Below are 18,610 nucleotides of genomic sequence, written 5' to 3'. Positions count from 1 at the left end.
GCGACGATTGGGTGCGCTAGATATCCTCAGATCGGTCATGCTTGCCGGCCGGGCTGAATATGTGGTTGCTAGAACCTTGACGTATTGGGCGCAAAGGACACGACGATGGTCTCCCCCTCATTTGCGACAGCCTTCAACCTCCTTTCCGGAAAACGTGAGCCAGTTTTTCTCCCACCCGCAGAATCGGATGAAAATGTCGGCGAACACCGTGGATGGCTCGAGCGTGAGCGCCGCACAGGGCAATGGCGCCAAGCATCGGCAGAGGTTGCCCACCTGCCCGTCGCCAAACTCCAGGCTGGCCAGGCGTTCAACGCGGTGACGCGGAGCTTGCGTAAGGTTTCCGGGGCCGATTTCGCCGGAATCGCGCTGATTGATCAGGCCGATCCAGACGGTTTCGTCGTCGAATCTGTGAGCGGCCTCGGGCTCGAGCACATCGTCGGGACACGGATACCACTTCGCCAGGTGGCGACCGCTGCGGATGTAGTCGAGTCAGGACGGAGCGCCGTCGCTAGCCGTCCTCCGGTTGATGAGGCCTACCGGCTTTTCCCCGAGTGGTCGAAGGCGTTTGCGAGACTCGGGCTAGCCATGGCGGCACCCCTTCGTACTCATGAGGAAATTCTCGGCGTGATCTTTGTGGCGTGGCAGCGTGGGTCACCTCACGAGGCTCGTGCTGTCCGCGAGGTTCGGCGCCTGGAGATATTCGCTACTGAGGCAGCCAGCGCTCTCCGGCTGTTTCAGGCAGTGCAGGAATCGACCCGAATGGCCGTCCTCAACGAGCGTGACCGCATCGCCCAGGACCTATGCACTGTAGCGATTCACCGGCTGTTCGGCATCGGCACACTGCTCCACGGTGCGGTTGGATTGCGCGATCGTCCGGAAGTGCGACGTCGAGTTGAGGATGCCATTGACGAATTGGATGAAGTAAACCGGGATGTCGTCGCCGCCATCCTCAACCTGGACCGAACCAACGCTTAAGGTATGTCACAAATCCCACATAGATGGAAACGCGTTGGACGGTAACCAGCGGTCTGTCCCGAGTAGCGGTGGCTCAACGCCCGGCGGTCGTTGCCTGCCAACCATGAGCACGTAGCCACGGGCCGATGGTCCTGTCCTGTTCGGCGACAACCGGCCAGAATTGTTCATCGGTCACGCCCCGCTGCATCGGCCGGAGAACCGACTCCTCCTCCTTGCCGAAGTGCAGCTCGACGGTCCCGCGCACGGCCTGTGCCGCACCAACCACATCCGCAGGCGTGGCATCTTTCTGCTCCAGGCGGTCAACGGCCATCGTGTAGGCGTCCACGAGCTCGTCGATTTCGTGGTGCTCGGCCTCCAGCGAATCTACAGAGCTACTCAGCCCACCGAGACCAAGTGACCTAGCGAGCGGCCAGAGCACCCGATCTTCTGCCTGCGCGTGCGGAACGATGACCCGATGCCAGAACTCCGCAAAGCGCCGGGCATTGTCCATTGTTGGAGCTTCTCGCAACTCTGACAGATGCCGACGCATCTCCAACACCACGACATCGTGCAACTCCAGAAACGCGCGCAAGGACCCCTCAGCCTCGACCGGCCGCAGCCGCGGAGACCCTTCCGTCACCTCCCGCATGGCTGCCAGATGCAACCTCAGCAACCACTCGATCGTGCGTACCTGGTCGAGAAGATCCTCTACCGCCGCACGCTCTCGTCCCTCAGCCCCGCCTCCACGTTTATGACAAGTTCTGGTCTCCAGAGCCTCTAGCTCGTCAACCCGAAGGCCGGTCAAGTCCTGTATCTTCGATGGAACTTGCGGAAGTATCCCAGTGTTGAGGATTATTCCTGCGATGTACGTAAGCTCCTCACACAGGTTGTTCCGCAGGGTGGCCAGGTGACCGCGTAGCTCATCGGTCGTGAGCGAACGCCCAACGGGCACCGGTTGCCGAAACTCCGGGGCGCGGAGATCCTCCTGAGAAACCATGTCAGCTCCCCTCCGTGGAACTCACGAATCACGCTAGAGTCCGGCCGTACGCCAGTGGAGGGCCCAGAGCCCTGAAGCGGCCGAGACTTACGTACGGCGCCCGCACGATGCCGTTGTATCTGGGGACTGTCAAGAAACTTGGATCGATCCTGATTACGTGATCAAGCTGTGGTTGCAGGGTCCACGTTTCACGTGGGGAGAGATCCGGCCATGCCAGCTGCCGGCGTTTGCTGCGCCGGTCCTTCTGTGCGCGGGTGCAGGATCGGATTGGAGGAACGATCAGGCACTCGAACAGACGCCTATCCCTGGACCGGCTGTCTGTTGGATCGGTCGGCATCATGGACGTTCGGTAAGACCGACGCTGGGCAACGTCGTGGAGTCCTGAGCAGATCCCCAACCGACTCGGGATCCACTTCCCCGATGCTGAGTCCATGCGGCTCTCGCACGAGGCGATCGGATTTTCTTCGCTGGCGCAAGCTGCCGGCGACCGTCAGAGAGGCGAGACTCAGGGGACGACCCGGAACACCCCGTGTGCGCCGCGTTCGGCATCGATCATCAGGTGCGAAATGAACGGATAGTCGCCGGGCTCCGGGAAGGTGAGCTCGACGAACCCGCCCTGTGCTGCCTGCAGTCCCAGGCTCTGGGCACCGCCCGATCCGCGCCGCAGCAGATGGGCACCTTCGGCGTATGCGGTGTCGAACTGGCCGCCGACCACGTGGAACGAGGTCGGCCGGTTGGGTCCGGCGTCGAGGATCCATACGCGGACCCGTTCCCCGACACGCGCGGTCAGTGGGGCGTGGTCGTACTGGTTGGCGAAGCCGTTGAAGACGACCAGGTCCGGCCGCTCCGCGGCCAGCTTGGTGGCGTCGACCTCCCCGCCTTGGTCGCCGAGGTAGAGCTCGGACTGCACCAGCAGATAGCTGCGGTCGGCGCGCGGCAGGTCCGGTGGCTCGATCACGACCGCGCCGAAGAGGCCGTTGGCGACGTGGGCTGACATGGGCATGGTGGAGCAGTGGTACATCCAGACCCCCGCGCGGGTGGCCCGGAAGCGGTAGGTCAGAGACTCACCGGGTGTGATAGTCCGCATCGGACGCTGCGGGGCGAGTGCCCCCGCGTGGAAGTCGATCGAGTGTCCGACCGAACCGCGGTTCACCAAGGTGATCTCGAACCGATCCCCGACCCGGCCGTGCAGGACCGGACCCGGGGCTGTGCCGTCGTAGGTCCACAGCCGCTGCGTGACGCCCACGGCGACCTCGCGCTCGACGTCGCGAACCACGAACGTACGCCGGTGCAGCCGGCTCTCGGATAGCGGCGGCAGCGCCGCGTCGCGGGCTGCCCAGCCGGGCGACGGTTCGGCCCTCAGGTCCAGGGAGTCCGTGGCCGGACCGGGCTCGGCGTCCTCGGCCTCCTCAGGCGTCTCTTCGCCGGTGTTTCCGCCGGGCCCGTGCTGGTGGGCGCCGTGACCCGCCGATGTCTCCGGCTCCGTGGAGGGAGCCGAACCTGTGACGTCGACGCTGAGCACCATGCCCATCTGCTTGTGGCCGACGACCGAGCACCAGCCCTCGAGGTCGCGACTGACCACTCCGACGTCGACGCGGGCGGTCTCGCCGGGCGCCAGCCTGCCGCTGTCTGCACCGGAGTCGAGGACAAGGTCGTGGACGTCCTCGTCGTCGGCGTTGGTCAGCACGACCACCAGACGATTGCCAGCCGGAACCGAGAGGGTGGCCGGGGTAAACCGCATGTCGCGCGCCTCGACCGCCACGGTTGTGGTCTCGCCGGTGGCGGCGACATCGGCGGCAGCAGATACCTGCGCGTTGGCGCCGACGGCAGCCGGGTCGACCGCGACAGCCGCGGCCACCACCAACGCCACACCGGCGAGTCCAGTCGCAGCGAAGCCAGCCACCTGGCCGGCCGGACGAGCGCGCGACCCCCGGGTGCGGTCCCGTCCCGAAGCGGACACGTCCGCTTTCGCGCGGCGCGAGGCGCGCACAGCCAGGAGCAGCAGCGGCAGCGTGGAGGCGAGCGAGAGTAGGACGAGGATCGAGGCGAGCACGCGGACGGTGCTCGGCACCGGCAGTGCGCAGAGCAGCAGGCCGGTGTTGGTGACCACAAGGCGCATGGGTGCGCCTCGGTCCACGACGGCGTTCGCCGCCCGGACCGGCGTCGGACCTCCGCCGAGCGCCACCGGAACCAGGTAGGACAATGCGCCGAGCAGCACCTGGGCACCGAAACCCGCGGCCAGGAACGGCGTCAGCCAGCCGAACACCTCCTCGACACGCAGCCACGAGGAGGCGGTGCCGATCGCGGCCCCGAGCGTGACCAGGGTGCCCACCAGCCAGGTCAGCCCGGCCAGGACCGACCAGGCAGCGAAATCGGCCGGCGGTTTACGGCGCATGGCGTCGACGAACGCCGGCGCGGTGAGGAACAGCCCAGCGACGTATCCGGCGATGCCGAGCGCCGCGAGCGGACGCAGACCGGCGGACGCACCTCCCGCGGCGACGAGCACCGAGCAGACCAGGACCGGGAGCGCCCGAGCGGCGGCCGTCTCAGCGCCATCGGCGATCCTCGTGCGCAACATGGTCGGCCACAGCGTCACGAGCGTGCCCACGACCGTGAGGCCGACCCAGCCGAGCAGGTTCACGGCCGCGTGTGCGACGAGCAGCCGAGTCTGCCACGGGTCGGCGAGGCCGCGCGCGAGCTCGGTGCCCAGGCCGGCACCGACCGGCAGGAAGCAGGCCGTCGCCACGTAGTACCGCGCCGAGGAACCGAACCGGGCCGGCAGCGCGGCACGCAGCTGGCGAACAATCGTCCAACCGTGCCAGAGGACGGCGCAGCCGACGGTGGTCGCCCCGAGCAGGGTGGCCGGCCAAGCGCCTGAGAGCACACCGGTCACCACGATGATCACACCGCCGTTGAGCAGCAGGAGCCGGCGATTCTGTCCGCGGCGGTCGTCGTCCGCGGAGTGCAGGAGCGCGTCGGTGAAGTACCTGCTCCAGACCAGGATGGCGTGAGTGACCGCGCCCAGCATGAGGAGATGGATCATCAGCCAGCGCGGCGCCGGCACGAACGGGTGCACGAACGCCACCACGACAGTGGCAGCCAACCAGACCAGCACGGGTAGGTCGCGCAGTGGCCAGAAGCCACGGTTGCCCGACGTGCTCACGACCGCCTCCGATTTCCGCGGACCATCGACACGACACCGACGGTGAGGAACGACAACACCGCCACGATGTTGAGGACGCCACCGGTGACCCAGGCACCGTGACTGCCGAGGGTGTCGCCCACCCAGAGCCGCAACGCCAGGGAGACGTGCAACAGTGCGGCCGGCGCGATGAGAGCTGGGTGGTAGGGCAGTGGTCGGCGCAGCACCGCCGGGAGGATTACCGGGGCGTGCGCCATGATCATCGACAGCGCGAACCCAAGGAACACCGCGTGCAGCACGGCGTCGTATCTCACGCCGTCCAGCGCAGGGCCACCGAGCAGCCAGACGGCGCCGGCCACACCCAGCCAGCAGTACGCCGCGAGCATGCAGCCGGCCATGTAACGGGTCAGCCCCGAGGTGTGGATCGTGCGCCGGGCGACGTCGTTGGAGGCGAGCCATCCGGTCATGATGAGCAGTGCGGCCCCGAGCAGCGCCGTGCCCGGCCGGGGCCACAGCAGAGCGGCCACGACCCCGGCCATCAGCCCGGAAGCGAGGAGCACCAGCATGCTGCCGGCCGACGGGCCCATCACGATCCGGGCCAGCTCGAGCCGCTCACCGGCGATGGTCAGCACGACGAACCCGACCAACCACGGCGTCAGCGGAGGGATAGTGGCTCCGCCCAGCCAAAGCACCCCTGCGCCCAGGGCAAGCACGGCCCCGAGGGCCTGGACCAGGACTGCCTCGTCGCGCTGCCGACGCCACAGCGGCAGGTACAGGCCGACCAGCGCGGCAGTGCCGGCCACCAAGAGGCATTGGCCAACCGCCAGCGGAGCGGGCAAGAGCAGGACCAGGGCGCCCAGGCCCAGCAGGCCGGGCGCGGCGAAGCCAAGTGGCTGACGAAGGGCGACCGCCCGTTCCACGGCGATCAGGATGCCCACGAAGCCGAGAACCATGAGCACTCCGTGCACCTCGGGCAGCCGGTCGCCCCGCACCGGCGCGGGAAAGCCGAGCAGCATCAGGGCGGCATCGAGACCGGCGAGCAGGGCAACCCCGGCGGGAGCCAGCAACGCCAGGCGGGACACGAGCGGCACGCGGACGCTGCGGAGACTGCTTGGCCTCCGAGGGTGGATGATCGTGCTCATCGGGACAGGCGCAACCGGCAGGCGCCGGGCTCCGCGAACGGAAGCAGCTCGGTGTCGTCGGGGTCCGCGCCGTACTCCTCCAGTGCGCCCTGGGCGAGGCCGAGGTGTACACCGCAGACGACATCGGGGTACTTGTGGGCGGCCTCTAGCAGTGGGCAGCGGGTGAGCCGGACCACCGAGCTGCGGGCGTCGGCCTGCGGTGCGAACCCTACTTCGTCGAGCAGGGCGACCACCTCGCGTCGGGCCGCGACCGCACTCGGGGCCTGCCTGGCGCCGCGTTCGCGCGCGAGCTCGTGGCCCCACTCCCTTCCGGCGGTAACCGCGTCGTCGATCGGAGACGCGCTGGTCCGGTGGATTGCTGCTGCCAACGCCGAGGCGAGGCCGGCGTACTCGGTGGCAGAGGCCGCGTCCCTTCCGGTGGCTTCGTACAGCCAGGCGGGCCGTCCGCGGCCGGCCGGCGCCTCGGGCTGGCGGTGGGCGAGGCCCTCGCGTACCAGCGCGTCGAGGTGTTCGCGGACCGTGTTGGCGTGCAGCCCGGAGCTGGTGACGAGCGCCGCGAGCGTGGTCGGTTCCGTCTGTGCCCGGAGCATCTCGAGCAGTGCTGACCGAGACTTGGACAGGGGCGCGCGGGGGCTGCCGCCCGGCAGTGGGCCATAGCCGGGAACTGCGTGCGGCGACCTTGGGCGCCGGTTATTTTTCACGGACCGGAGTGTAATAAAATACAGGTGCCGTGCCAAGGCGGGCCCGGCGGTCGGACGGGGCACCTGTGCGACCCCAGCGAGCCGGAGGAGCAGAGATGAACGACGTCGTCATCGCCTCGAGCCAGGAAGACGCCCGAGCTGCGGACGCGGTTGAACAGCACCACGCCGAGATGGCCGGAGCCCTGGCGATGCGGACGGAGAGGCTGATCGGCGCTGCTTCCCGGGGAGTCGCGGAGTCGGCAGAGGTCGCCCGCCGGGATCTGGTGGCCTGGTGTGAGGCGGAGCTGGCGCCACACGCGCTGGCCGAGGAAGAGACGATGTATCCGGCCGCGCACGCGACACTCGAGGGGCGGCTGCTTGTGGACGGAATGCTGGCCGAGCATCGGGTGATCATCGGCTTGGTCCGTGAGCTCTCGTCCACTGCCGAACCGGTGCGGGCAGCCGCTACGGCCCGTGCGTTGCAGGTCCTCTTCGAAAGCCACCTTGCGAAGGAGAACGATCAGCTACTCCCGCTGCTGACGGCTTCGCCTGAGGTGTCTGTCGCCGGGATCCTCGCAGGGCTGCACGAGCTGCTCGGCGATGCGGCCGACCATCAGGGCGCGTCGGAACGCAGTCATCTGCAGACCGGTCGCCGCGACTGCTCCTGCGGCGAGGTCGATCCCCCTGGATACCCGGAACTCGATGCCCGGGCCATCCCCCACGCGATCCGGCACGCCACGATCTTCGGCGCCCTCGACGCTCTGCCGGCTGGCGGTGGACTGGTCCTGGTCGTACCGCACGACCCGGTGCGGTTGCTCGCCCAAGTGGAGGAGCGCACCCCCGGCGCATTCAATGTCAATTACCTGGAACGAGGCCCGAAAAACTGGCGGCTGGAGTTGGTCCGTGCCTGACCACCACGGCCATGTGTGAGTACTGCGGCTGTCGGCAGATCGAACCGATCGCTGAACTGATGGACGAGCACCTCGGGTTGCTCGAGCTGTCCGGTGACATCCGGCGGTCGCTGATCATGACCGACTATGACGCCGCTGTCGAGACGCTCAGGGAATTCAGCCGGATGCTGGAGATTCACGTGCGCCGCGAGGAACGCGGCGTGTTCACCGCGCTGAAGGACCAGGGCGAGTTCGCGGAGGCCGTGAGGGAACTCGAGCAGGAGCACGCCAGCTTCGACCAGTCACTGGCCGCATTGGACCCCTCGGCGGCTGACTTCGACGCAGTGGTCAACCATCTGCTGAACGAACTGTCCGACCACATCGACAAGGAAAACCTCGGCATCTTTCCAGTCGCCGTGGTGTCCTTGGGTGCGTCCGGCTGGGATACCGTCACCCGCGCGCACGAGAGGGACAACTGACCAGGCGCAGCAAGCGCGGGCAGCGGTGAGCAGCCTGCTGCCCGACCGTTGCCGCCACCGTAGGCCCCCGGCCTTCGGGTTTCGGGCCAAGCGAGGTGGCTAAAGCCTCCGGCCCGCCCCGGCCACCGCCGGGTCTGTGAGTGGAACGGTGCCGACGCTGTGAGGGTCGTCAGTCATCTGGCGGCCCTTTCTTCACGCCCAGCTGCGCCGGCCGACCCGCACCCTGGCGCGCCTGCAAGACCCCCGACCTGTGCCCCCACGGGATCGACCTGCGGTGCATGCGCATCCACACCGACGGCGACCACCGCCTCGGCACCCCTCTGCGGTGACTGCTACGACTACAACCAGCACGCCGTCTGGAACACCCAGGCATCCGAACTGTGGCGACGGACTCAGATGACCGCCAAACGCCTCCTCGACCGGTACGCCCGCGACCACGGCCACGTCACCCGCACCCGCAACGCGGCGACGGGTCGGCTCCGCTGGGGCAAGACACCGGTGCGGATCTCGTTCGGCAAATGTGCAGAGTTCCAGCGACGCGGCCTGGTCCACTTCCACATCCTCGCCCGCTTCGACGGCATCAACCCCACGACCCAGAAGAGATCATCCGACCGCCTGCGTGGGCCAACTCGTTCCTGCTGGTCTGGATCCTCCGCAAAGCCGTCGAACACACGACGTTTCAGACTCACGGCCTGGTCCTCACCGACCACCACGGGAACCAGCTCGTCGACCGCTTCGGAGTGGGAGGACTCCGGCTACCACCGGCTACGACGGTGGGCACACATGCTCGGCTTCGGCGGGCACTTCTTCACCAAATCCCGGCGCTACTCCACCACCTTCCGCCACCTCCGCAAAGCCCGCGTCGCCTACCGACGCGCCCACCACGAACGGCAAGAGCACCTCAAGGAAAACGAACACCTCGAGACCATCGCCGAACTCGTCTACGCCGGCACCGGCTGGCACACCACCGGCGACGCACTCCTGGCCAACACCGCCGCCGCACTCGCCCGCGAACACCGCTACATCGCACGCCTGGGGATCGCCACCACTGGTTGAGACGTACGTGTCAACCGCCAACCACAGAAGGAGAAACAGAAACATGAAGCCGGAATGACTTTGGACGCCCGAGGAGGTGTGTCACTACCTCGGCGTACCCATCGACACCCTGTACCGATGGCGCTACCTCGGCACCGGCCCAAGGGCCGCGAGGGTCGGCAAGCACCTGCGCTATGACCCCGCCGACGTCCGCGCCTGGGTCGAACAGCAGAAGGCGACTGCCGCAGGAGTGTCGAGAAACGTGGCGACCGCTACCGAGCCAGATACCGGGGCCCGGACGGCAGGGAGCGTAACAAGACCTTCCGCCGAAAGCTCGACGCCCAACGCTGGCCGGCCGATCAGAAGGTCCGGATCTCACGTGGGGATCGGGTCGATCCTGCCGCTCTTCGAGTGGAGTTCGGCAAGGCCGCTCAGGAGTGGTTCGAAAGCACCCTGCACCTGAAACCCCGGACCCGCTCGTCGTCCCGCCATCTGCTGGATCTACGGATCCTGCCTCGTTGGAAGCACGTCCCGATGGGCAAGGTCTCGGCCATGCTTCAGGAGTGGATCACGGAGCTTGCCGGCTCGGGACTTGCGGCGTCGCAGGTCCGGCAGACGGTGTACGTCTTCTCGTCGGTATGCCAGCACGGGATCCGAACGGGACGTCTGCAGGCAAACCCGGTGACCGGGATCAAGCTGCCGAAGCTGGTATCGGCATGGTAGCGGCGATTCCTGAGCCATGCCGAGGTTGCCAAGCTCGCCGCTGAGGCTGGCCGCTACGGCACCTTCATCCGGACGTTGGCGTACACCGGTCTGCGGTGGGGTGAGGCTGTCGCGCTGCGGGTGCGGGATGTAGACCTCGCTCGTCGGCGGCTGAAGGAACGGCGAGCATTCGTCGACATCGGCGGTCAGTTGGTCGAAGGCAAGCCGAAGACCCACCAGTCCCGGACGGTGCCGTTACCTGAGGCACTTTGCGACGAGCTTCACGCCCTGGTCGCCGACCTCGATCGCGACGCGCTGGTGTTCACGGCACCGGAAGGCGGGCCACTTCGGGCGGGCAACTTCCGGCAGCGTGTATGGACACCTGCGGTCAGAGCGGCAGCGCTCGAAGGGTTCACCATCCATGGCCTTCGGCACACGGCCGCGTCGCTGTACATCTCGGCGTGCACGCCGCCGAAGGTGGTGCAGCGGATCCTTGGGCACGCATCGGTGGTGATGACGATGGACCTCTACGGCCACCTGTACCCCGATGAGATGGATACCTGGGCGGCCCGTCTCAACGAGGTTGCGAGCGAGTCGGGAGTGTGGCCAGAACGTGGCCAGATTGCCGATTCGGAGCCCAACGGATCGGAGGAAGATCGTTGATCATGCCTCTGACCTGCGGAAATGCAAGCGCCCCCGGCAGGATTCGAACCTGCGACACACGGTTTAGGAAACCGTTGCTCTATCCCCTGAGCTACGAGGGCTGGCTCGGCGCTGGCCCAGCGTATCGATGACCCAGCCCCGGTCGGGTGTCGGGCACGCCTACGTGCCGACGCTCAGTAGCCGCGCTCGACCTCGATCACGCCGACGAGCTCCTCACCTGCGATGTACCGACGTACGTTCTCGCCCACCCGTTCGGCCAGGCGAGGCATCAGCAGATGCGAAGGGTTGGCCGAGTGCGGGCTGATCAGCGCCCGCGGCTCGCTCCACAATGGATGGCCGTCGGGTAGGGGTTCGGGGTCGGTCACATCGAGCCCGACGCCGCCGATCGTCCCGGCCGCCAGCGCCTTCACGACGGCGTCGGTGTCGATCAATGATCCGCGCGCGATGTTGACGAGCCACGCGTGGGGCTGCATGAGCGCCAGCTCCCGTTCCCCGATCAGCGCCTGGGTCTCAGCGGTGGCAGGCGCGCCGATCACTACGACGTCCGACGCGGAGAGTACGCCGTCCAGCCCTGCCGGCGTGACGGTCGACGACGCGCCTGGTACGGGCGTTCCCGATCGGGTGATCGCCAGCACCCTCGCCCGGAACGGCGCGAGCAACGGAATCAGCGCCCGCCCGATCCCGCCGCACCCGACGATGCCGACGGTCTTGTCGAAGAGCGTCCCGACGTTGGGCCGCGTCCAGGTCTGTGCACGCGCCAAGGTGTGCAACTGCCGTACGCCGGCGAGCATGAGCGCCAGTGCTTGTTCGGCGACGGTCTCGGCGTAGCTGCCAACCGCGCTCGAGTAGATCTTGCCCGTACGAAAGATGTCGGCGGCGAACCACGACTCGACCCCCGCCGATGGGAGCTGCACCCACCGGATGCCCTCGTGGTCGACCTCGGCAAACTCGGCCGGCGAGCCACCCCACCAGACGATCGCCTCAGCGGCGGTACTCGTCTCGGTGGGTTCGCCGCCGGCGTTCTTGACCGCCTCGATCAGCTCCGGCGTCGCTCGGGGGCCGACGTAGATCTTCCGAGTGCGCGCTCCGTCAGTCATCTGACCATTATCTCGGCCCAGCTCCGGGCGGCCGCTCACGGGTACTTGATGTCGACCTCGGTCACGTCCAGCAGATAGTGCTGCGCGGAGTTCAACCGGTCGAACGTCGAACGCCGCAGATAGGCCTTCTGGTCCAGCTGTTGGGGGATATCCCGCCGGCAGAACGCCGAGTGCATGGCCCGCCGCGGCCGGTCGGAGCTGTTGAGGGTGCCGCCATGCCACAGGTGACTGTTGAAGACGACGACGGTACCGGCGGGTGCGAGAAGCTGCACCTGGTCGGGGTGGTCGTCCGCGGGATCGGCCATCGCCTGGCCGGGGAGTACGCCGCCCAGGTGCGATCCGGGCACGACCCGCGTGGCGCCGTTCTCGGCGGTGAAGTCGTCGAGCAGCCAGATCGAGTTGCACACGCGGTAGTCGCCCGGCTGGACCGGCTCGCCGTAGTCGGTGTGCAGGCCCTGAAGTCCCTGACCAGGCAGCGCCGCCCTGCTGTTGAGGGAGAACATCTTGAACGTACCCAGGACGTGATGGATCGCTGCGAGCACGCGAGGATGGGAGAGGCACACCTCGAACATCGGGTCCTTGTTGACCAGATCGGCCAACCTGTCCGTGCCTTCCTCCTGGTGTACCTCCAGACCTGCTTCGGCGCCCTCGGCGGCAGTGAGTTCGGCCAGCCGCGCATTGAACTTGTCGACCTCGCCTTGCGTCAGAATCCCGTACAGGGGCAGGAATCCGTTGCGGTCAAGATCTGCCTTCTCCTCGGCCGAGAGCGTGTCCTCTGCTACGCCGAGCTCGCGTAGGGCGGCGGTGATGTCCATGGGCGTTCGCTCCTTCCACACACCTTCCTCGCCGAAAGTATCGCCAGGGAAGGGCCCGCGGGCCATGCAGGACGCGACGAGCCCTATGCACAGAACGCCAGATCTGGGCAAGCTAAGGCCATGTCCGCGCTGCTCCCGCGATCCCGGGCAGAGATCGCCCCGGGTGCCGTCCACGTCCCTGACTGGCTCGACCTGGACACCCAGCGGCAACTCGTGCAGGCGTGCCGGGAGTGGGCCACCGGTCCGGCCGGCATGCGGGCGACGCGCCTGCCCAGCGGGGGCGTGATGTCCGTACGCACGGTCTGCCTCGGCTGGCACTGGGTCCCTTACCGTTACTCCCGCACCGTCGACGACGGCAGCCCGGTACGGGAGTTCCCGGACTGGTTGGGGGAGCTGGCTCGACGCGCGGTCGGGGAGGCGTACGACGATCCTGCGGTCGCGGAGGCCTACCAACCCGACATCGCGCTGATCAACTTCTACGACGACAACGCCCGGATGGGCCTTCACCAGGATCGCGACGAGCGCAGCTTGGCTCCGGTGGTGTCGCTGAGCCTCGGTGACGCGTGCATCTTCAGGTTCGGCAACACGCGCAACCGCAACCGGCCGTGGACCGACGTCGAACTCCGGTCCGGCGACCTGTTCGTCTTCGGCGGCCCGTCGCGGTTGGCGTTCCACGGCGTACCCAGAGGACTGGTCAATCCGCAGCCACCCGACGTCGCGGATGCGGAGATCGGGCTGGGCCACGGCCGGTTGAACATCACCATCCGCGAGTCGGGTCTGCGCTGATGCCCCCACGCCGAACGAACGCAGGCGCGCGGGCCGAGAGCCGCGCCAGCGACGATGCCCCCCGACTCCTCGGAGCGGGCGTGCACGTGGCTCCCCGCGGGCGGCACTTCCCCGTGCACGCGCACGGTTCCTGGGAACTCGTCTACTACCTGCGGGGGCGCGTGCGCTGTCCGATCGGTGAGGAGTGGTACGACGCGATGCCTGGCACGGTTCTGGTCACCCCGCCGGGAGTGCCGCACGCGGAGTACACCGACGCGGGCTACACGAACCGGCACATCCAGGTGCAGGCGCCAGCGAACCAGGCCTGGCCGCGGGTGTGCTACGACGACGGCGACCGCTCGCTCGGCCGGATCTTCGACGCTCTCACCCAGGAGGTGGCGCACCCGGGACCGGATCGCGACGACATGGCTCGTCTCCTGCTCGCCGAGCTGGACCTGCGGCTGCGGCGGGCCCGAGCCACTGTAGACGTGCCCTCCGGAAAGCAGTTGGTGGCGGAAGCCGAACGCCTTGTCGAGGAACGCTTCGCCAGCCGGATCCGGATCGCCGACATCGCCGCCGAGCTGGGGGTGTCGCCGTCAGGGCTCCGTGCGTACTTCGCGAGGTTCCGTGGCACCACCCTGCGGGCGTACCTCCATGCGGTGCGGCTGCGTCACGCGATGGGTTACCTGCGCAACTCCACGTTGACGCTGCAGTCGATCGCGGAGTTGACGGGGTACGACTCGGTGAGCCACCTGAGCCGTCACGTCAAAGCGGCGACGGGCGCGTCACCTGGAACCCTCCGTGGCCCGCAGCGTTCCTGATCCCTGGTCCGGCCGTACGGAGGATCTGATCCCTGGCGTATGGCCGGGTCGCCACGAGTGGCCCACGGAACGAGTGGAAGGCCCGGTGGCAAGAAGAAGCCCGCCGGTCAGTGTGAGGGAGGGATTCCCCACACCGACCGGCGGGCGGTCAAGCGCCGAAGCGCTCGGATTCTGCTGTGACGACCGTCAGGTCGTCAGTGCCGGATTAGGCGACGGAGCTTGAAGCCGGCGAGGCCGACTCCAGCCAGCATGAGCGCGATCACAGCGCCCCAGCCGAACGTCGCGAGCGGCGCCTTGTTCGACGCAGGTGCCAGGTCGGCGTTGACCGCACCCTCGCCCTTGACTCCGCCAGCCTCAGCGCCGGCCCTCACACCGGAACCGTCGGCCTCGACCTGCGCACCAGCACCGGCCTGCGGAGCTGCCGCGCCGGCCTTGACACCCGGCTCGGACACAGCAGCGACGTTGCTGCCGCAGTCCACCTTGCCGAGCTCCAGGTCGACGAGACCCGGGTAAGCCGTCTCGACACCGAGGGCGGTCACGCTGATCTGTCCGGCCTTGGCGGTCTGCTCGCCGACCTGCAGGTTGGCGAGGCGCACCGCGTCGAGCTGGTCAGCCGGAACCGCGGCGAGAACCTGGTCGAGAACACCGGTGACCTCGACCGGCAGCTGGCTCTGAACCTTCGACAGGACGTCGGTCAGGTTCAGGTCCAGGCCCTCCGGCGGAACGCTCGCCACCGGAATCTGCTGGCCGGCCACTACCGCGACGACCTGGGCCTCAACCGGGCTGGCCTTGCCGAACGTGTCGCTCGGCGTGGACAGGCAGTTGGCCGTGATCGACTTGCCGACCACCATCAGCTGGATGTCGGGCAGACCACCGGTCGGCAGGCTGCCGAGGGCCGGCAGGCCACCGAGGGAGGAAAGCTCCCCAAGGCTGAGGTCCGGAAGCGCCAGGTCCGGGGACTCGACGTCAGGCACCCCAGGAAGCGGCAGTGTGCTGGTCTGCGGCAGGTTTCCGGTCAGGTCACCGGTCGACGGAACCGCCGGCAGGAGACCTCCGGTCGACGCCAGGTTGCCACCGAGGCCGCTGAGGAGGCCGTCGGTGAGACCGTCGGTCAGCTCACCTGTCGCCGGAAGGCTCGGCAGCGCCGGAAGACCCGGGAGCTCTCCACCCAACAGGGCGGTGAGGCCGAGCGCGTCGAGCGTCCCGAGCGACACCTGGATCTGACCATCGCCAGAGACCAGGCAGCTCTGGTCGGCACCGAGCTTGACGACACCGTTGGCACCGACCACGCCCGCGCATGCGGCGGCGTAGCCATTGGAAGTCGTGGCGGCGTCCTGTCCGAGCGCACCGACGAGCGCGACCTGCTGGTCACCGATCATCGGCAGCTCAGGCGCCTTGACACCCTTCACAGTTTCCAACGCGCCATCATTAACCGAGAGGTAACCGCCACTACCGGCAACCTGTCCGCCCACGCTGATGTTGAACGAGTTGGCCTGCGCGCGGCTGACCGTCTCACCAGCAGCGATGTCACTGCCATTGCCGCCGCCCGCGCTGGCTGCAGCCGGAGCCGCGGCAAGTGCCGACACCACGGCGAGGCTCGCGCCGACGACCGCGGCACGTCCTGCCCATGCTCCAGCTCGGATGAGCTTTTCCGGGGACGACCCCGGTCCACGCATCACCATCGACGCTGTCACGTCCCTCCACTATGCGGAAATTGCCATGCCCCCCAAGGCGCTCTTGTGGCCCTGGCGTTATTTCCCTCGTGTGCTGGAGGAACGAGTCATTAAGGGGGAAGTTACGCCTTCTGCGATGAATTTTCCGATTAGGAACGATTCACGGGACGCCGCTGGCTGGGTCGGCGGTGCCTGCCCCGCGCGTACCACGGCCAGGCGTGGTGGGTCCTGGTCCCGTTCCAGTCCTCGGGCCGCATCGGCAGGGCCCCCGTGCTGCACGGTGGGGTGGCACGCGTCGTGGGGGCCCCTCGATTCGCCCGTCGGCCCTGGTCAGGCGTCCGCGAGCTGCGTCTAGCTCTCGCTCAGGCCGTCGATCGTGGCCATCTCGGCGGAGGTCAGCTCGAAGTCGAGTACGTCGACGTTGGACTCGATGCGTTCGCGTCGCGCCGACTTGGGGATCACCACGATGCCATGCTGGACGTGCCAACGGATGATGACCTGCGCGGCGGACTTGCCGTGTGCCCCGGCGATCCCGACGAGGGCCGGGTCGTCGAGCCGCGCCGCCCGGAACGGGCTGTAGCCCTCGAGAACCACTCCGCGTTCGCGCATCGCGTCGAGTACGCCGCGGTCGAACTGGAACGGGCTCCACTTGATCTGGTTCGCTGCGGGCGCCTGCCCGGTCGCCTCGATGAGCTCGTCGACCTGCGCCACGGAGTAGTTGCTCACGCCGATGGCACGGGCCAGGCCCTGCTTCTGCGCCTCGATGAAGACCTGCCACGAGTCGACCCCGGCCGTTCCAGCGGGCGGCCAGTGGATGAGCCACAGATCGACGTACGGCGTACCAAGCTTCTCAAGGCTCTCCTCGAGCGTCTGGCGTTCGCGTCCCACGTGGTCCGGCGGCATCTTGGTCGTGACGAAGATCTGGTCGCGGGGTACGCCGCTCTCGCGCAGTGCGGCGCCGACCTGGGACTCGTTGCGGTATCCCGTCGCGGTGTCGATGTGCCGGTAGCCAGTTTCCAGCGCCGTATGGACTGCGCTTCGTGCCTCGTCGTCGCGAAGTTGCCAGGTGCCGAAACCGAGGAGCGGCATGCGCCCGCCGCCCGGAAGGGCGGCAACGAGGTCGGAGGTGAGGCCGATGTTAGTCATGGGTCAGGTCCTACCCCGTCGACCGGGCGGCTGCCAAGTGAGGGGTCGCGGCGCCGCCCGGCGCTGGCCGCATCCGGTCCGCCGTTGAGTCGGGAACAACAGGGGGGACGTCCAGGTTTGCACCGGCGTGGCTACCGACGTCGCGCACGTTCCGCTGTCCGTACTCGACCTCGCCCCCGTCGGGTCGGGCCAGACCACGAGCGACGCGCTCCATGCCTCTGTCTCGCTCGCCCGGCGGGTCGAGGAGCTGGGCTATCACCGCTACTGGGTCGCCGAGCACCACAACATGCCCGGGATCGCCTCGACCAGCCCGGCGGTCATGATCGCCCATGTCGCGACCCGCACGTCCCGTATCCGGGTCGGCTCCGGCGGGGTGATGCTGCCCAACCACGCTCCGCTCGTGGTGGCCGAACAGTTCGCGATGCTGGAGGCGCTGCATCCGGGTCGGATCGACCTCGGAATCGGTCGTGCTCCCGGGACCGACCAGGCGACCGCGGCAGCGTTACGTCGTACGCCGGAAGGACTGGGAGCAGAGGACTTCCCGCGCGAACTCGACGACCTGTTGGCGCTCCTCGGTGACCCGACCCGGGCAGAAGCGCGGACTCTACGGATCACAGCCACCCCAGCGGCACTATCCTCGCCGGCGGTGTGGCTGCTCGGGTCGAGCGGCTACAGCGCCCAGGTCGCGGGCACGTTCGGGCTGCCGTTCGCGTTCGCTCATCACTTCAGCGCCCGGAACACTCTGCCGGCGCTCGATCTCTACCGCAGCGCATTCCGGGCGTCCGAGGTGCTCGACAGGCCGTACGCGATGGTCACGCAGGCGGCGTTCGTGGCCGACACCGCCGAAGAGGCCGAGCGGCAGGCCCGGCCCGCGCGGTTGGCGCAGGTCTCGCTGCGTGCGGGCCGACCGCGCGCGTTGCCGAGCCCGGAGGAAGCGGCGGCGCACGTGTGGACCACCGCCGAGCGCGAGATCCTCGCCGCCTCGCCGGGCCGGCCGACGGTAGGCGACCCCCAGGGGGTACGAACCGAACTGGCGGAGCTGGTGGCGGCGACCGGCGCCGACGAGCTGATGATCACGTCCATGACCCACGGGGTCGACGAGCGGCTCCGGAGCTTCGAACTGCTCGCGAAGGCCTGGCAGTGAGCGCGAGCGGGACAGAGACTGGAGAGATGACGCCAGCCAAGGACCCAGCCGACGGGCCGGACGTCGGAACGGCCCCGGAGTCGGATGCGGAGCCGAGTGCGGAGTCGGCCCCGGAGTCGGGGGCGGAGTCGAATGTGGAGTCGGGTGAGGAGTCGAATGTGGAGTCGGGGGCGGAGCCGAGTGCGGAGGCGGCCCACGGACGTGGCGGGCAGCGGGTCCACGAGCGGGACGACCGTAGTGCCCCGGAGCCGGGGGGCCAGCGGGTGACGCGATCGTCGGTGTCGCCGGACCGGATCGGGCCGCTGCTTCCGGCCCGGGCGGCCGAGGACGATCCGGCGTCCTGGGGCGATCGCGGGGACGATGACGACGAGCGGCTGCGGGCCGACGTACCACCCCACCACGGCGCCTGATCTCCCACGCGCTTCTCGACGACCTCGCCACCAGCCGGCCGGCGCAGGCCCGCCG

Annotated in this window: 18 protein-coding genes, 1 tRNA gene and 2 pseudogenes; 12 read left to right on the top strand and 9 right to left on the bottom strand. The window is 68.2% G+C overall.

Annotated features, from left to right (window positions below):
• The first annotated feature begins 105 nt into the window (after window positions 1-105).
• Complete coding sequence (locus ABN034_RS14280) at window positions 106-975, top strand: GAF domain-containing protein (RefSeq protein ID WP_349691469.1); 870 nt, start codon at window positions 106-108, stop codon at window positions 973-975.
• 73 nt (window positions 976-1,048) lie between these two features.
• Here ABN034_RS14280 and ABN034_RS14275 read toward each other — a convergent pair whose 3' ends face one another.
• The 4 genes from ABN034_RS14275 to ABN034_RS14260 all read right to left on the bottom strand — a co-directional run bounded on the left by ABN034_RS14275 (window position 1,049) and on the right by ABN034_RS14260 (window position 6,936).
• Window positions 1,049-1,759, bottom strand: a complete 711-nt coding sequence (locus ABN034_RS14275; protein WP_349691468.1) for a hemerythrin domain-containing protein — start codon at window positions 1,757-1,759, stop codon at window positions 1,049-1,051.
• A gap of 697 nt (window positions 1,760-2,456) precedes the next feature.
• Window positions 2,457-5,114: a multicopper oxidase domain-containing protein gene (locus ABN034_RS14270; RefSeq protein WP_349691467.1), complete on the bottom strand. Its 2,658-nt coding sequence runs from the start codon at window positions 5,112-5,114 to the stop codon at window positions 2,457-2,459.
• Window positions 5,111-6,235 carry a DUF8744 domain-containing protein gene (locus ABN034_RS14265; RefSeq protein WP_349691466.1) on the bottom strand — a complete coding sequence of 375 codons (1,125 nt, stop codon included), beginning with the start codon at window positions 6,233-6,235 and terminating at the stop codon, window positions 5,111-5,113. The genes ABN034_RS14270 and ABN034_RS14265 overlap by 4 nt, the downstream gene beginning before the upstream one ends.
• On the bottom strand, window positions 6,232-6,936 hold the full coding sequence (locus tag ABN034_RS14260) for a helix-turn-helix transcriptional regulator (protein WP_349691465.1): 705 nt from the start codon (window positions 6,934-6,936) through the stop codon (window positions 6,232-6,234). The genes ABN034_RS14265 and ABN034_RS14260 overlap by 4 nt, the downstream gene beginning before the upstream one ends.
• 95 nt (window positions 6,937-7,031) lie before the next feature.
• On the opposite strand from ABN034_RS14260, the gene ABN034_RS14255 reads away from it, so the two are divergent.
• From ABN034_RS14255 to ABN034_RS14230, 7 genes and pseudogenes are all read left to right on the top strand, one after another.
• Entirely contained in the window at window positions 7,032-7,826 is a 795-nt protein-coding gene (locus ABN034_RS14255) for a DUF2249 domain-containing protein (protein WP_349691464.1), read from the top strand.
• Between the two features lie 11 nt (window positions 7,827-7,837).
• Window positions 7,838-8,284: a hemerythrin domain-containing protein gene (locus ABN034_RS14250; protein ID WP_349691463.1), complete on the top strand. Its 447-nt coding sequence runs from the start codon at window positions 7,838-7,840 to the stop codon at window positions 8,282-8,284.
• 159 nt (window positions 8,285-8,443) lie between these two features.
• Entirely contained in the window at window positions 8,444-9,340 is an 897-nt protein-coding gene (locus tag ABN034_RS14245; RefSeq protein ID WP_349691462.1) for a replication initiator, read from the top strand.
• Between the two features lie 76 nt (window positions 9,341-9,416).
• Window positions 9,417-9,539 (top strand): annotated as a pseudogene (locus ABN034_RS34405) (helix-turn-helix transcriptional regulator); the annotation flags it as partial.
• Window positions 9,536-9,688: pseudogene (locus ABN034_RS34400) on the top strand (hypothetical protein); the annotation flags it as partial. The pseudogenes ABN034_RS34405 and ABN034_RS34400, both read left to right, overlap by 4 nt.
• A 42-nt stretch (window positions 9,689-9,730) precedes the next feature.
• A complete protein-coding gene (locus tag ABN034_RS14235; protein WP_349691517.1) occupies window positions 9,731-10,042 on the top strand; it encodes a site-specific integrase in 312 nt (103 codons plus the stop codon).
• Between the two features lie 9 nt (window positions 10,043-10,051).
• The gene (locus ABN034_RS14230; protein WP_349691515.1) at window positions 10,052-10,684 is read left to right on the top strand and encodes a site-specific integrase; all 633 of its coding nucleotides are present in this window, start codon (window positions 10,052-10,054) and stop codon (window positions 10,682-10,684) included.
• A gap of 28 nt (window positions 10,685-10,712) precedes the next feature.
• Here the strand turns inward: ABN034_RS14230 and ABN034_RS14225 are convergent.
• The 3 genes from ABN034_RS14225 to ABN034_RS14215 all read right to left on the bottom strand — a co-directional run bounded on the left by ABN034_RS14225 (window position 10,713) and on the right by ABN034_RS14215 (window position 12,596).
• Window positions 10,713-10,785: transfer RNA gene (locus tag ABN034_RS14225), tRNA-Arg, on the bottom strand.
• Between the two features lie 72 nt (window positions 10,786-10,857).
• Window positions 10,858-11,781 (bottom strand): D-isomer specific 2-hydroxyacid dehydrogenase family protein, encoded by a 924-nt coding sequence (locus ABN034_RS14220; protein ID WP_349691460.1) that lies wholly within the window; start codon window positions 11,779-11,781, stop codon window positions 10,858-10,860.
• 35 nt (window positions 11,782-11,816) lie between these two features.
• Entirely contained in the window at window positions 11,817-12,596 is a 780-nt protein-coding gene (locus ABN034_RS14215; protein WP_349691459.1) for a phytanoyl-CoA dioxygenase family protein, read from the bottom strand.
• Between the two features lie 120 nt (window positions 12,597-12,716).
• Between ABN034_RS14215 and ABN034_RS14210 the strand changes: the two genes are divergently transcribed.
• Both ABN034_RS14210 and ABN034_RS14205 read left to right on the top strand, forming a co-directional pair.
• Window positions 12,717-13,382 (top strand): alpha-ketoglutarate-dependent dioxygenase AlkB family protein, encoded by a 666-nt coding sequence (locus ABN034_RS14210; RefSeq protein WP_349691458.1) that lies wholly within the window; start codon window positions 12,717-12,719, stop codon window positions 13,380-13,382.
• Window positions 13,383-13,462: 80 nt separating this feature from the next.
• Window positions 13,463-14,182, top strand: coding sequence for a helix-turn-helix transcriptional regulator (locus ABN034_RS14205; protein WP_349691457.1), 720 nt, complete (start codon window positions 13,463-13,465; stop codon window positions 14,180-14,182).
• A 194-nt stretch (window positions 14,183-14,376) separates the two neighbouring features.
• Here ABN034_RS14205 and ABN034_RS14200 read toward each other — a convergent pair whose 3' ends face one another.
• Both ABN034_RS14200 and ABN034_RS14195 read right to left on the bottom strand, forming a co-directional pair.
• Complete coding sequence (locus ABN034_RS14200) at window positions 14,377-15,876, bottom strand: hypothetical protein (RefSeq protein ID WP_349691456.1); 1,500 nt, start codon at window positions 15,874-15,876, stop codon at window positions 14,377-14,379.
• A 330-nt stretch (window positions 15,877-16,206) separates the two neighbouring features.
• Window positions 16,207-17,001, bottom strand: coding sequence for an aldo/keto reductase (locus tag ABN034_RS14195; protein WP_349691455.1), 795 nt, complete (start codon window positions 16,999-17,001; stop codon window positions 16,207-16,209).
• Window positions 17,002-17,128: 127 nt separating this feature from the next.
• Between ABN034_RS14195 and ABN034_RS14190 the strand changes: the two genes are divergently transcribed.
• Window positions 17,129-18,145: an LLM class flavin-dependent oxidoreductase gene (locus ABN034_RS14190; protein WP_349691454.1), complete on the top strand. Its 1,017-nt coding sequence runs from the start codon at window positions 17,129-17,131 to the stop codon at window positions 18,143-18,145.
• 26 nt (window positions 18,146-18,171) lie between these two features.
• Window positions 18,172-18,555: a hypothetical protein gene (locus ABN034_RS14185; protein WP_349691453.1), complete on the top strand. Its 384-nt coding sequence runs from the start codon at window positions 18,172-18,174 to the stop codon at window positions 18,553-18,555.
• Window positions 18,556-18,610: the final 55 nt, after the last annotated feature.

The organism is Actinopolymorpha sp. B11F2, from assembly GCF_040195635.1.
Classification (GTDB): Bacteria; Actinomycetota; Actinomycetes; order Propionibacteriales; family Actinopolymorphaceae; genus Thermasporomyces.
This window is presented reverse-complemented; position numbering and strand designations above follow the sequence as displayed.

Coding starts and splice junctions, on each gene's coding strand:
- ABN034_RS14280 (WP_349691469.1), top strand. CDS start 106: ATGGTCTCCCCCTCATTTGCGACAGCCTTCAACCTCCTTTCCGGAAAA.
- ABN034_RS14265 (WP_349691466.1), bottom strand. CDS start 6,235: ATGAGCACGATCATCCACCCTCGGAGGCCAAGCAGTCTCCGCAGCGTC.
- ABN034_RS14255 (WP_349691464.1), top strand. CDS start 7,032: ATGAACGACGTCGTCATCGCCTCGAGCCAGGAAGACGCCCGAGCTGCG.
- ABN034_RS14250 (WP_349691463.1), top strand. CDS start 7,838: ATGTGTGAGTACTGCGGCTGTCGGCAGATCGAACCGATCGCTGAACTG.
- ABN034_RS14220 (WP_349691460.1), bottom strand. CDS start 11,781: ATGACTGACGGAGCGCGCACTCGGAAGATCTACGTCGGCCCCCGAGCG.
- ABN034_RS14215 (WP_349691459.1), bottom strand. CDS start 12,596: ATGGACATCACCGCCGCCCTACGCGAGCTCGGCGTAGCAGAGGACACG.
- ABN034_RS14210 (WP_349691458.1), top strand. CDS start 12,717: ATGTCCGCGCTGCTCCCGCGATCCCGGGCAGAGATCGCCCCGGGTGCC.
- ABN034_RS14195 (WP_349691455.1), bottom strand. CDS start 17,001: ATGACTAACATCGGCCTCACCTCCGACCTCGTTGCCGCCCTTCCGGGC.
- ABN034_RS14185 (WP_349691453.1), top strand. CDS start 18,172: ATGACGCCAGCCAAGGACCCAGCCGACGGGCCGGACGTCGGAACGGCC.